The sequence below is a fragment of the Microbacterium sp. Soil_N32 genome, from assembly GCF_057655505.1.
In genome coordinates this window covers 75,808-87,840 of sequence record NZ_JBDGME010000009.1, presented here as the reverse complement: position 1 = coordinate 87,840, position 12,033 = coordinate 75,808, and the positions used below count along the sequence as shown (strand labels likewise).

Genomic DNA, 12,033 nt, shown 5'->3' with positions numbered 1-12,033 from the left:
CCCGCGCACCGGGACCGCGCGCCGGGACCGCGCACGCGCGCGGTTATCCCCGGCGGGTGCGGAGGAGGGCGATGGGAGGATGGGAGCATGACCGAGCCCCATGAACTCGCCGCCCGCGCCGCCGAGAAGCACGTCGTCGTGGTCGGGGGCGGTATCGGCGGCCTCATCGCGGCCCGCGAGTGCGCGAAGGTCGGCATGCGGGTGACCGTGCTGGAGGCATCGGATGCCCCGGGCGGCGCGATCCGCGCGGCCGAGCTCGACGGGGTGCGGGTGGACGCCGGGGCCGAGAGCTTCGCCACCCGCGGCGGACACGTGCGCGCCCTGCTGACCGAGCTCGGGATCGCCGACCGCATCGTGTCGCCGGCGCCGGGCGGAGCCTGGCTCGCGGGCATCCCCGGGATCGGCGCGGCACCGCTGCCGGTCGGGGGGATCCTCGGCATCCCGGGCAACCCGTTCCAGCCCGACGTGCGGCGCATCCTCGGGTGGTCCGGTGTCTGGCGCGCCTACCTCGACCGGCTGCGTCCTCCGCTGACGATCGGTCACCAGCACAGCCTCGGCACGCTCGTCGCCTCGCGCATGGGACGCAAGGTGCGCGACCGTCTCGTCGCTCCGGTGACGACGGGCGTCTACTCCGCGACCCCCGACGACATCGACGTCGACGTCGCGGCCCCCGGTCTCAACGCGGCCCTCACCCGGGTCGGCTCGCTGGCGGGCGCCGTGCAGGCGCTCAAGGAGGAGAGCGCGGCGCGCGCGGTCGACCGCAAGCCCGGCGCCGCGGTCGAGGGGCTGGACGGGGGCATGACGCAGCTGGTCGACGCCCTGCTGCGCGACCTCTCGACGTTCCGGGTGGAGGTGCGCACCGCCGCTCCCGTGCGCGGCATCGCACGGCGGGGCGACGGATGGCGCATCGCGGTCGACGCCGCACCGGACGCGCAGGATGCCGATGCGGCGGCGATCGACGACACGGCCTCCGACGGTGATGAGAGCACCGCCCCCGCCGACACCGCCGCCCCGGCCGCCGTCCCGACGGAGGACCTCGACGCCGACGCCCTCGTGATGGCGGTCGACGAGCGCGCCGCTCGGGCCCTGCTCGCCGACGTCGTTCCGGCCCTGGCCGAGGCGGCGGATGCCGTCGCGCCCGAGATCGAGGTCGTGACGCTGCTGCTCGACGCCCCGGCGCTCGACGCCGCGCCGCGCGGCACCGGCGTGCTCACCGTGCCCGGCAGCAGCATCGCCAAGGCGCTCACCCACTCGACCGCCAAGTGGGAGTGGGTGCGGCGCGCGGCCGGTTCGCGTCACGTGGTGCGCGTGTCGTTCGGTGCGCAGGGCGAGCCGGCGGCCACCGCGGTGCTCGACGACGCGGCAGCCGCCGACCTCGCCCGGCGCGAGGCATCCGTCCTGCTCGGCGTCGACCTGGCCCCCGAGTCCGTGGTCGCCGCGCACCGAGCGCGGTACGTGCAGGCGCAGCCGGCGTCGGTGATCGGTTCGGGCGAGCGTCGGGATGCTGCGCGCGCCGCCGTGCGCGCGGTGCCCGGTCTCGCCGCGGTCGGCGCCTGGCTCGCCGGGACGGGGCTCGCGCAGGTGGTGCCGGATGCCGTCGACGAGGCCGACCGCCTGCGACGCGCTCTGCTGTGGGACTGACGAGCCACGCGGACTGACCGGATCGGCCCGGCGTGTCAACCCCCCGAGCCGTAGATGCCGAATCGGGCATACGGCGTTACTCTGGTGACCTGGCCGACGGGGATCGAACGCCTGCGGCTCGACCGGAACAACGTGAGGAGACCCCATGAAGGGGAAGATCGGACTCATCGTCGGACTCGGAGCCGGCTACGTCCTCGGAACGCGCGCCGGACGCGAGCGCTACGAGCAGATCAAGACGCAGTGGCTCAAGGTCTGGAACATGGACCCGGTGCAGGAGCGGGTCGACCAGGTGAAGGGCTTCGTCGGCGACAAGGCCGCCGCGGTGCCCGGTGCCGTCTGGAACGGCGCGGTCAAGATCGTCAAGTCCGTCGGCAGCGACAAGACCCCCGGGCAGAAGCTCGACTCGGTCATCGCCGCGGGCAAGGACGTCGCCGAGGACATCGAGGATGCCGCGGAGGACGTGAAGGACAAGGTCTCGTCGAAGTCGGGATCGTCGAAGTCCGGGTCGTCGGCCCAGCCCTCCGCCTCCGGCACGTCGAAGCCCGCCTCGACGGCGGCCAAGAAGTCCGAGGGCTGATCGGTGCCCCGCGGGTACCGCGATCGGGCCGATGACAGCTTCCTCTCGCTGATCGGCGACCTGCCCGAGCTCGTCTCGAACCTGGTCAAGGCCGAGATCAACGCCGCCAAGGCCTGGGTGTCGCGTACGGCGAAGGACGCCGGCATCGGATCGCTGTGGTTCGTCGTCGCCCTGTTCTTCCTGTTCTGGGCGATTCCGGTGCTGCTGGTCTTCGCCATCGCGGGCATCGCGTCATGGTGGCCGGTGTGGCTGTCGGCGATCGTCGTGTTCGCCGGGCTGCTGCTCATCGCGCTGCTGTTCGCGCTGCTCGGCGTGCTGAAGTTCCGCAAGGTGCTGCGCCGCGAGAATCCCGCCCAGGCCGTCAAGACCGACGTCCGCATCGTGAAGGAGGCCGGCGACAATGACGAATTCTGACCTGCCGAACACCGCGGTCCCCGCCGGGATCGTCGACCCCGTGCTCTCGGCTCGCGCCGAGCTGAAGGCCGCGCTGGCCGCGATCGAGATCAAGGGCAATGTGCCCCGCCGGCTCGACAAGGCCTCCAAGCGCGCGGCCGTGCGGCTGCGCACGATGGCCGACCGCAACCCGGCCGGCGCGATCGCCGTCGCGGTGGCCGCGGCCGCCGTGGTCGGCAGCGCCGTATGGGTGATCGCGCGAGGGCTCTCGCGCTGAGCATCCGTCTCACTCTCCTCGATCGGCGGCCCGGGCGGATGCTCCGGGTCGCCGATCGTTTTCACGACCGGGCGCGTTCGCGGCCCTCCGACAAAAGGGGCAGACTGGAATCATGTCCGCAGAGACCATAGAGAACCCGTCCGGCTTCACCCTCTGGGCCGTGTGGCGACGCAACCCCGATGTCGCCGTCACCGAGTCCGACTCCACCGAACTCGAGACGATCGTCTCGTACATCGAGGACTCGGGCGTGACCGTGCGCGGCTTCTACGACGTCTCGGGCCTCAAGGCCGACGCCGACCTCATGGTGTGGCTGCACGGACCGACGGCCGAGGAGCTGCAGGTCGCCCTGCGCCGTCTGCGCCGTACCGAGCTGCTGCGTTCGCTGCTGCCGGTCTGGAACGTCATGGGCGTGCACCGCGACGCCGAGTTCAACCGCTCGCACGTGCCCGGCTTCCTGCGCGGCGTCGAGCCGAAGCAGTGGCTGTGCCTGTACCCGTTCGTACGCACTCCGGAGTGGTACCTCGCGCCCGAGGAGGAGCGTCGCGAGATGCTCATCGACCACGGTCGGAAGGGCGCGGCATTCACCGGTGTCATCGCGAACACCGTCGCCGCGTTCGCCCTGGGCGACTACGAGTGGATCCTCCCGATGGAGGCCGACGACGTGACCGACCTCGTCGACATGATGCGCGACCTCCGCTACACCGAGGCCCGTCGCTTCGTGAAGGAGGAGGTGCCCTTCTACACGGGTCGACGCCTGCGGTTCGACGAGATCGCCGACGTGCTGCAGTGACATCATGACCACTCCCATCCGCCTGGGGACCAGGCGCAGCGCCCTCGCGCAGGCCCAGTCCGGTCACGTCGCCGTCGCCCTCGAGAAGGTGGCGGGGCGGCCGGTCGAACTCGTGCCCATCACGTCCGAAGGCGACACGAATCGTGCATCGCTGTCGGAGATCGGCGGCCAGGGAATCTTCGCGACGCGTCTGCGGGAGGCCCTGCTGGCGGGGGAGTGCGACTTCCTCGTGCACTCGCTCAAGGACCTGCCGACCGCGGTCCCCGACGGCCTCGTGATCGCGGCGACGCCCGAGCGCGAGGACGCTCGCGACGTCGTCATCACCCGCGGGGGCACGCCCCTGCACGCGCTGCGCACCGGCAGCACGGTCGGCACCGGATCGCCGCGTCGCATCGCCCAGGTGCGCCGCCGCGCGCCTCACGCGCAGGTCGTGGACCTGCGCGGCAACGTCGACTCGCGCCTCGCCCGCGTCGCATCGGGCGAGCTGGATGCCGTGATCCTCGCCGCGGCCGGCCTCTCGCGTCTCGGCACCGACAGCCCGCTGCGTCGCGAGGAGCTCGGCCTCGCCGAGTGGCCGACCGCTCCGGGCCAGGGAGCCCTCGCGATCGAGACCCGGACGGATGCGCCGGCGGAGCTGCGCGAGGCGCTCGCCGCCCTCGACCACGAACCCACGCGCATCGCCATCAGTGTGGAGCGCGGCGTGCTCGAAGGGCTGGACGCCGGATGCCAGGCGCCGATGGCCGCTCATGCGCAGGTCGAGGGTTCGTCGATCCGCGTCAGAACGGTGGTGTACGCCCCCGACGGCGAGCGCCGGATCGGGCTCGACGTCACCGAAGCCCTGGACGAGGAGTATATTCGTCGGAACGGCAGTGGCAATGGGGCGGATGCTGCCGATGGCGCAGGCCCGATCCCGGCTGCTCGATCTCTGGGACTGGCCCTCGCGCATCGGCTGCTCGATCACGGGGCGGCCGACCTCGTCCCCCGAGAGCAATCCTCATGACCACGACACCCGAATCGAAGCACGACAAGCCGCTCGACGGCTGGCGCATCCTCGTCCCCCGCGGAGGCCCCTGGGGCGACGGCGTCGCCGCCAGCCTGCGGGCGCAGGGAGCGGTGCCGGTCGTCGCGCCGCTCATCAACTTCGCCGCCACGACCGACCAGGCCGCGCTCGATGCGGCGCTCGCGCAGCTGGCCGACGGCGCCTTCGACTGGCTGACCGTCACGAGCGCGACGACCGTCGACGTGATGTTCGCGCACCGTGCGGTCGTGCCGCCGACGACCCGCATCGCCGCGGTCGGGGAGACCACGGCGGCGGCCCTGCAGGCCGTCGGCTACGACGTCGCCCTCGTACCCGCGCAGGACAACTCGGCGGCGGGCATGGCGCAGCAGATGATCGCGCTCGAGACCGAGCCGCGTCGCATCCTCGCCCTCCGCAGCGAGATCGCGAAGCCCGTGCTCAGCGTCATGCTGACCGACGCCGGCCACGACGTCGAGAGCGTCGTGGCGTACCGCACGGTCGGCGTGCCGGTGACCGAGCGCATCCGCCGCGATGTCGAGAACGGACGTATCAACGCCATCCTCATCACGAGCGGTTCCGTCGCCGAGCAGGTGCGCGAGCAGTTCCCCGTGATCCCCGACGACACGATCCTCGCGGCCATCGGTCCGCGCACGGCGAGCGACGCCCGCAAGGCCGGTCTCCCCGTCTCGGTCGTCGCCGACCGGCAGACGGTCGACGCGCTCATCGAGGCCGTGTCACTCTTCCCCCTCCCGCACGCAGCCGACGAGGTGGCGCCATGACCTTCCCCCAGACCCGGCTGCGGCGACTGCGCCAGTCGCCCGCGGTGCGCAATCTCGCACGCGAGACCAGCCTCCTGCCGCACCAGCTCGTGCTCCCACTGTTCGTGCGCGAGGGGCTGACCGAACCGGTCGACATCGGCTCGATGCCCGGCGTGCAGCAGCACTCGATGGACTCGCTGCGGCGCACCGCGGTCGAGGCGGCCGAGGCGGGTGTGGGCGGCGTGATGCTGTTCGGCGTGCCCGAGGTCCGCGATGCCCAGGGGTCGGGCGCAGACGCGCCTCACGGCATCCTGAACCTCGCGACCGAGGCGCTCGCCGCCGAGGTCGGCGACGCGCTCGTCGTGCAGACCGACCTGTGCCTCGACGAGTTCACCGATCACGGCCACTGCGGGGTGCTCGCATCCGACGGCTCGGTCGACAACGACGCGACCCTCGTGCGGTACACCTCGATGGCGCTCTCGCAGGCGCGCGCCGGCTCACAGCTGCTCGGCCTGTCGGGCATGATGGACGGCCAGGTCGCCACGATCCGCGCGGCGCTCGACGCCGAGGGCTTCACCGACACGCTGCTGCTGGCCTACGCAGCCAAGTATGCGAGCGCGTTCTACGGTCCGTTCCGTGAAGCCGTCGATTCCCAGCTGAAGGGCGACCGCCGCACGTACCAGCTCGACCCCGGCAACCGCCGCGAGGGCGTGCGCGAGGCCGTGGTCGACGAGGCCGAGGGTGCCGACATCGTCATGGTGAAGCCGGCGATGGCGTTCCTCGACGTGCTGCGCGAGGTGCGCGACACGGTGCACGTGCCCGTGTGGGCCTATCAGGTCTCGGGCGAGTACGCGATGATCGAGGCCGCCGCCGCGAACGGATGGATCGATCGCCGGGCGGCGATCCTCGAGTCGCTGCTGTCGATCCGTCGCGCGGGGGCCGACGCCGTGCTGACGTACTGGGCGACCGACGTCGCCGGCTGGCTGCGCGGCTGATCCGCGCTGCCCGCATCTTTCGAGAGGAACCCCCATGTCCGATCGCAACGACGACCTGTTCTCCGCCGCGCGCGCGGTGATTCCCGGCGGCGTCAACTCGCCCGTGCGCGCCTACGGCTCGGTCGGCGGCACGCCGCGGTTCCTCGCCTCGGCGCACGGCGCGACGGTGACGGATGCCGCCGGCAACACGTACGTCGACCTCGTCGCGTCGTGGGGGCCCGCCTTGCTCGGTCACGCGCATCCCGAGGTCGTGGCGGCCGTGCAGGAGGCCGCGACCCGCGGCCTGTCGTTCGGTGCGCCCACCGAGGGCGAGGTCGAGCTGGCCGCGCTGATCGCCGACCGGGTGCGCGTGGGCGAGGTGCGTCCCGTCGAGCGGGTGCGGCTGGTGTCGACCGGCACCGAGGCGACGATGACGGCGATCCGTCTCGCCCGCGGGGCGACGGGACGCGACCTGCTCGTGAAGTTCGCGGGGCACTACCACGGCCACTCCGACGGTCTCCTCGCCGCTGCGGGCTCGGGCGTCGCGACGCTCGCGCTCCCCGGCTCGGCCGGCGTACCCGCGCCGATCGCTGCGCAGACGCTCGTCATCGACTACAACGACCCCGACGCCCTCGCCGCGGTGTTCGCCGAGCACGGCCCGCGCATCGCGGCCGTCATCGTCGAGGCATCCGCCGCCAACATGGGTGTCGTCGAGCCCCTCCCCGGCTTCAACCGCCTCATCGCCGAGACCGCTCATGCGCACGGCGCCCTGATGATCCTCGACGAGGTGCTGACCGGCTTCCGCGTGCACCCCGCCGGATACTGGGGGCTGCAGGCCACGGCGGGTGAGGAGTACCTGCCCGACATCCTGACGTTCGGCAAGGTGGTCGGCGGAGGCATGCCCCTCGCCGCCCTCGGCGGACGCGCCGAGATCATGGACCTGCTCGCGCCGCTCGGCCCGGTGTACCAGGCGGGCACGCTGTCGGGCAATCCGCTCTCGGTCGCCGCGGGCCTCGCCACGCTGCGCCTCGCGACGCCCGAGGTCTACGCCACCATCGACGCCTCCGCCGACCGGCTCGCGACCGCGCTCGACCGTGCGCTGGCCGAGGCGGGGGTCGTGCACTCCGTCGCCGAGGCGGGCAACCTGTTCAACGCGTCGTTCCGGTCGTCGGCCCCGCGCGACTATGCCGAGGCGCAGGCGCAGGAGACGTTCCGCTACGCGCCCTTCTTCCATGCGATGCGCGAGCAGGGGGTGGCCCTCCCGCCGAGCGTGTTCGAGGCCTGGTTCCTCACCGCCGCCCACGGCGAGGAGGAACTCGCCCACATCGAGCGCGCGCTGCCCGTCGCCGCCGCGGCCGCGGCATCCGCCCAGCCCTGACCCGCTGCGCGGTCCGCTTCCGGTCGCACGAACGGCTGCGCGGTCCGCTCCGGTCGCACGAACGGCTGGTTTCGGGCTTGAGACGAGCCGTTCGCGCGACCGGAAGCGCCGGAGCCCACAGTGTGATCGTTGTGCGTCTGTGAGGAACATGCAGACAAACGGCAGGATGCCGCTGGCAGACTGGTCGCATGGTGACGTTGCTCTTGGACCAGACGCAACTCGAGATCGTGCTCTCGCCCCTGGAACGCGCCGCGACCTTCCATCGTGAGAACCTCCGCATCGAGCGCGAGACCATCACCAAGGTGCAGCTCACCGACGACGCGTGGACCTGGCTGCGCGGGGTGCCGAACCCCGGCACGCACATCCCGACGGTCCTCGCAGCCGGAACCTGGAAGGCCGCGGGCAGCACCGACTTCGTGCTCATCCGCCGGCGACGCCCGAGCGTGGTCATCGACCTGACCGGCGACGACGAGTACCGCCGCCTGATCCTCACCACCCGTCACGGCCCGGCGCTCACGCAGGCCCTGCGACTCGACGTGTCGGACGAGCCCGCCGACGTCGAGGAGATCGTCTCGACGACGGGCGCGATCCCGACCCCGCCGACCCGTCGGCGCCCGGTAATCCGGCCGCGACCCGCCTGATCCGGCTGCTCGGACGAACGACGGAGCCCTCCGCACCGAGAAGGTGGCGGAGGGCTCCGTCGTATCGACCGTGGCGGCGTCAGCCGTGGTGCTGGTCGTCGTGATGCCGGTCGTCGTGCTGAGCGTGCTCGCCGTCGTGGTGCTCGCCCCCGTGACCGTGGTGGTGGTCGCCCTCGTGGTGCTCGCCCTCGTGACCGTGGTGCTCGCCCTCGTGACCGTGGTGCTCGTCGGTCGCGGAGTCGTCGGCGGGGAGGTCGTCGTGCTCATCGGCGTTCGCGGCCTCGTCGTCGGAAGCCGAGAGCGGCGCCGTCTCGACGATCTCGATCACCCGGGTGCGCACGTCATCGTCATCGTCGCCGCCCGTGAGCGAGGGGTCGACGGCGAGAGGGGCGTCAGCGACGGGCGCATCGGCCTCGCCCTCGTCGGTCGTCGCCTCGTCGGTTGCCGCGGCGGCGGGCGACGCGTACGGGTAGTCGCGCGGCTCGTCGTGGAAGTAGGTGCGCGCCGCGTCGGCGAGCATCGAGCTCACGGCCGCCGCCCGCGGGTCGTCGTCGTCCGCCGCGGGAGTGTCGGCCGATGCATCCCCGACGGTGCCGACGGTGTCGACGGTGCCGTCGGTGTCCTCGTGCGCGTCGAGAGCCGGGAAGGCGCCCGTCTCGGCGTCGAGCCCGTCGAACACCTCGACCCCGATGGCACCGGTGTCGGTGTCGGAGCCGGGTGCGTCGTCGTCGGAGGAACCCGCGCCGTCATCGCCGGCGGAGTCCGCGTCGGCGGTCTCGGTCGCCGGGGCGGAGACCGCGTCGCCCTGTGCCTCGTCGGCCGGTGCGTCGCCCTCGCCCGCGGGGCGGGGGAACGTCGACGGCGCCTCAGGCTCCGGCGCGGCGGATCCGAACAGGATGTCGTCGAACGACCGGTGCCCTTCTGCCTCTCCGCCGTCCGTCGACGGAGCGGCGGCGGAGGCATCCGTGGCGTCGGTGTCGGACGCTCCGTCGGTGTCGGTGTCGGTGTCGGTGTCGGTGTCGGTCGCGGAGTGCGCGGCGTCGCCCGCGGTGGTGCCGCGGCGGAGGCCGGCACCGGCCGCGATGGCCGTACCCGCGCCCGCGGCCAAGACACCGGCCGAGACCGGGCCGCCGGGAGCGGCGGTCGCGACGTCGGCGGCGATGGCGGATGCGGTGGCCGAGGCCTCGGCGTCAGCGGCGTCATCGGAGGTCGGAGCACCCGCCGGCGCGTCGTCCGACGCGTCCGACGCGTCGGTGACGGCGGTCGCGTCGTCGTCGGCGGGGGTAGCCGCGCTGGGGACGGATTCGTCGGAGGCGTCTGCCTCGGTCCCCTCGGACTCCGACTCGTCGGCGTCCGCCGTCGACTCCTCGGCAACGGCCTCGGCGATGGCGGGGGCGGCGAGCGCGCTCGCCGCGGCGAGGGCCTCCACCCGCGGCTCGAGGAGCCCGCCGCGCGTGAGCTGGATGAAGACGTCTTCGAGCGTCGGACCCCGCTGCAGCAGCGTGGTGAGCGCGATGCCGGCGTCGGCGGCGACCTCGCCCACGCGACGGGCGTCGGTGCCGCGCACGGTCAGACCCGAGCGGAGCACCTCGATCTCGAAGCCCGCCGCGGCGAGGGCGTCGGTGAGCGCCGAACGATCGGCGGCGTCGACCACGACGGCCCCGCCCGAGGGGTCGGCGAGCTCCTCGATGCCGCTCGAGAGCACGAGACGCCCCTTCGAGAGCACGAGCACGTGATCGGCGACCTGCTCGACCTCGCTGAGCACGTGCGACGACACGAGCACCGTTCGGCCCTCGTCGGCCAGGCGGCGCATGAGCAGGCGCATCCACCGGATGCCCTCGGGGTCGAGTCCGTTCGCCGGCTCGTCGAACACCAGCGCGCCGGGGTCGCCGAGCAGAGCGTGCGCCACGCTCAGGCGCTGACGCATGCCGAGCGAGAAGCCGCCGATGCGGGCATCCGCGTCGTTCTCGAGTCCGACGAGCGAGAGCACCTCCGAGACCCGCGCGAGGGGGATGTCGTTCGCCTTCGCGGCGATGGTCAGCTGCCGGGTGGCGGTGCGGCGCGGCCGGTACGCGGTCTCCTCCAGCACCGATCCGATGACGCGCAGCGGCTGCCGCAGGTCGGCGTACGCGGACCCGCCGATGGTCGCGATGCCCGACGTCGGGCGCACCTGGCCGAGGAGCATCCGCAGCGTGGTGGTCTTGCCGGCTCCGTTCGGGCCGAGGAAAGCGGTCACGGCGCCGGGCTCGATGCGAGCGGAGAAGTCCGAGACGGCGGTCACATCATTGAAGCGCTTGGTCACGCGCGTGAATTCGAGAACCTGTCGATCGGGCATCCTCGACCTCTCCTTGCTTGGTCGGTCAGTCCCCTCTATCCTGCCGGAAAAGCGCCCGGATCGCGTATTTCCTGCACAGGCCGGGACGCCGAGGGTGAGCGGGTAGCCTGGCTCCCGTGACCGATTCCCCCTCGTCCGACCGCGTTCTCGTCCGCACCGACGGAGCGCTGGGCCGCCTCACGCTCGACCGTCCCGAGGCGATCAACGCCCTCGATCTCGGCATGGTGCAGCGGATCACGCAGGTCCTCGAGGCGTGGCGCGACGACAGCGACATCCAGATCGTGCTGCTCGACGGGGCGGGGGAGCGCGGCTTCTGCGCCGGCGGCGACGTGCGCGCCCTGCACGCCCAGATCACGGCCGGACGCGCCGACGAGACCGCCGAGTTCTTCCGCGCGGAGTACGCGCTGAACGCGATGATCGCCGAATACCCCAAGCCCGTGGTCGCCATCGCCGACGGCATCACGATGGGCGGCGGCATCGGCCTCGCCGGCCACGCCGCGATCCGCATCGTCACCGAGCGGTCGAAGCTCGCGATGCCCGAGACCCGCATCGGCTTCACCCCCGACGTCGGCGGCACGTGGCTGCTCGCTCGCGCGCCCGGTCGGCTGGGGGAGTACCTCGGCCTGACCGGCGGCACGATGACCGCGGCGGATGCCGTCGCGACCGGCTTCGCCGACTACCTGGTGCCGTCCGACCGCCTCGACGCCCTGCGCGACGCCCTCGCCCACCGCGCCGACCCCACCGGCACGAGCGAGATCGTGCTGCTCTTCGACGAGACGCCCGAGCCGTCTCATCTGCTGGAGGCCCGGGCCTGGATCGACGAGGACTTCTCGGCGCCCACCGTGCAGGAGATCGTCGCGCGGCTGCGCGCACGCGCAACGACGGATGCCGCGCAGACGGCCGATCTGCTCGGATCGCTCGGGCCCACCGGCCTGGCCGTGACGCTCGACGCCGTGCGCGAGGCGCGCGCGGCGAGCGGTCTCCGGGCGGCGCTGGAGGGCGAGTACCGGCGCGTGCTGTGGTTCGTGAACGAGCATCCCGACCTCGTCGAGGGCATCCGTGCGCAGCTGGTCGACAAGGACCGCACCCCGCGCTGGCAGCCGGCGACGCTCGCCGAGCTCGCGGCGGATGCCGGAGCGGGCGCGCGGCAGTACCGGCCCGCCGTTCCGCTGTTCTGAAGCAACGCCCGCTCGTCGAGCGCCTGTCGGGGCGCACCGGCTCGCGTCGGGAGCAGCCTGGTGGTTCGCTGTG

Annotated in this window: 12 protein-coding genes; 11 read left to right on the top strand and 1 reads right to left on the bottom strand. The window is 72.8% G+C overall.

Annotation, left to right across the window (positions count from 1 at the left end):
- Window positions 1–87 precede the first annotated feature (87 nt).
- From AC3A3J_RS01620 to AC3A3J_RS01575, 10 genes are all read left to right on the top strand, one after another.
- Complete coding sequence (locus tag AC3A3J_RS01620; RefSeq protein ID WP_487670608.1) at window positions 88–1,641, top strand: protoporphyrinogen/coproporphyrinogen oxidase; 1,554 nt, start codon at window positions 88–90, stop codon at window positions 1,639–1,641.
- 145 nt (window positions 1,642–1,786) lie between these two features.
- Window positions 1,787–2,218, top strand: a complete 432-nt coding sequence (locus AC3A3J_RS01615) for a hypothetical protein (protein ID WP_487670607.1) — start codon at window positions 1,787–1,789, stop codon at window positions 2,216–2,218.
- Between the two features lie 3 nt (window positions 2,219–2,221).
- Window positions 2,222–2,632, top strand: a complete 411-nt coding sequence (locus AC3A3J_RS01610) for a phage holin family protein (protein WP_487670606.1) — start codon at window positions 2,222–2,224, stop codon at window positions 2,630–2,632.
- The gene (locus tag AC3A3J_RS01605; protein ID WP_487670605.1) at window positions 2,619–2,888 is read left to right on the top strand and encodes a hypothetical protein; all 270 of its coding nucleotides are present in this window, start codon (window positions 2,619–2,621) and stop codon (window positions 2,886–2,888) included. Before AC3A3J_RS01610 ends, AC3A3J_RS01605 begins: the two co-directional genes overlap by 14 nt.
- A 109-nt stretch (window positions 2,889–2,997) precedes the next feature.
- Window positions 2,998–3,678, top strand: coding sequence for a hydrogen peroxide-dependent heme synthase (gene hemQ / locus AC3A3J_RS01600; RefSeq protein WP_487670644.1), 681 nt, complete (start codon window positions 2,998–3,000; stop codon window positions 3,676–3,678).
- A 4-nt stretch (window positions 3,679–3,682) separates the two neighbouring features.
- The gene (gene hemC / locus AC3A3J_RS01595) at window positions 3,683–4,678 is read left to right on the top strand and encodes a hydroxymethylbilane synthase (RefSeq protein WP_487670604.1); all 996 of its coding nucleotides are present in this window, start codon (window positions 3,683–3,685) and stop codon (window positions 4,676–4,678) included.
- Entirely contained in the window at window positions 4,675–5,475 is an 801-nt protein-coding gene (locus AC3A3J_RS01590; RefSeq protein WP_487670603.1) for a uroporphyrinogen-III synthase, read from the top strand. Before hemC ends, AC3A3J_RS01590 begins: the two co-directional genes overlap by 4 nt.
- Window positions 5,472–6,449 carry a porphobilinogen synthase gene (gene hemB, locus AC3A3J_RS01585; RefSeq protein ID WP_487670602.1) on the top strand — a complete coding sequence of 326 codons (978 nt, stop codon included), beginning with the start codon at window positions 5,472–5,474 and terminating at the stop codon, window positions 6,447–6,449. The genes AC3A3J_RS01590 and hemB overlap by 4 nt, the downstream gene beginning before the upstream one ends.
- Before the next feature lie 34 nt (window positions 6,450–6,483).
- The gene (hemL, locus tag AC3A3J_RS01580; RefSeq protein ID WP_487670601.1) at window positions 6,484–7,806 is read left to right on the top strand and encodes a glutamate-1-semialdehyde 2,1-aminomutase; all 1,323 of its coding nucleotides are present in this window, start codon (window positions 6,484–6,486) and stop codon (window positions 7,804–7,806) included.
- A gap of 188 nt (window positions 7,807–7,994) precedes the next feature.
- Complete coding sequence (locus AC3A3J_RS01575; protein ID WP_487670600.1) at window positions 7,995–8,447, top strand: hypothetical protein; 453 nt, start codon at window positions 7,995–7,997, stop codon at window positions 8,445–8,447.
- Window positions 8,448–8,526: 79 nt separating this feature from the next.
- Here AC3A3J_RS01575 and AC3A3J_RS01570 read toward each other — a convergent pair whose 3' ends face one another.
- Window positions 8,527–10,782, bottom strand: coding sequence for an ATP-binding cassette domain-containing protein (locus tag AC3A3J_RS01570; RefSeq protein ID WP_487670599.1), 2,256 nt, complete (start codon window positions 10,780–10,782; stop codon window positions 8,527–8,529).
- Window positions 10,783–10,898: 116 nt separating this feature from the next.
- Between AC3A3J_RS01570 and AC3A3J_RS01565 the strand changes: the two genes are divergently transcribed.
- A complete protein-coding gene (locus AC3A3J_RS01565) occupies window positions 10,899–11,960 on the top strand; it encodes an enoyl-CoA hydratase/isomerase family protein (protein ID WP_487670598.1) in 1,062 nt (353 codons plus the stop codon).
- Window positions 11,961–12,033: the final 73 nt, after the last annotated feature.